Raw genomic sequence first — 547 nt, 5'->3', positions numbered from 1 at the left:
GTGACATGCCCTGGGCCGATTGCTCGGAAATGGCGCTCATTTCTGATACGGCCGAGCCGAGTTGCTCAACAGAGGAGGAGATCTCTGTCACCAGTTTTTTCAGGCCTTCCTTCATTTCACGAATGGCCAGGGCCAGTTGCCCGGTTTCGTCGTTGTTGATGCGACCGCTTTCAATCCAGTCACAGAGTTCTCCACGGCCGAGCTTACCTTCGGAAATGGCCCGGGCCTGAGTGACCAACATGGTGAGTGGATTACGGATCTGACGGGTGAGAATGGTGGCGAAAAAGATCACCAGCAGTAATGCGGCTATGGTGATGATAGTGATGCTTAACGTTGCCGAATCATAGTGATGTTCAACTTCAGCCTTGCCGGTATCGGCAAATCCGTGATTGATTTTGACCAATTTTTCAACATCATCAACAATCAAGGCAAATTTCTTTGGACCCTGAGTTAAAAATAACTGTTGTGCTTCGGGGATCCGACCACTGTCCAGTAAGTCGGCTACGCGGTTGTGAAATTCATGATATTCATCCCAATGTTTAACAAT

General features: G+C 48.8%; 1 protein-coding gene. It reads right to left on the bottom strand.

From position 1 onward, the window contains the following. A partial coding sequence (locus IEX22_RS15570; RefSeq protein WP_188669297.1) for a methyl-accepting chemotaxis protein occupies positions 1-547 on the bottom strand: 547 nt, incomplete at both ends.

The organism is Tersicoccus solisilvae, assembly GCF_014643255.1.
Classification (GTDB): Bacteria; Actinomycetota; Actinomycetes; order Actinomycetales; family Micrococcaceae; genus Tersicoccus; species Tersicoccus solisilvae.
The sequence above is the reverse complement of the archived record's forward strand: the minus strand, read 5'-3'. Positions and strand labels throughout refer to the sequence as shown.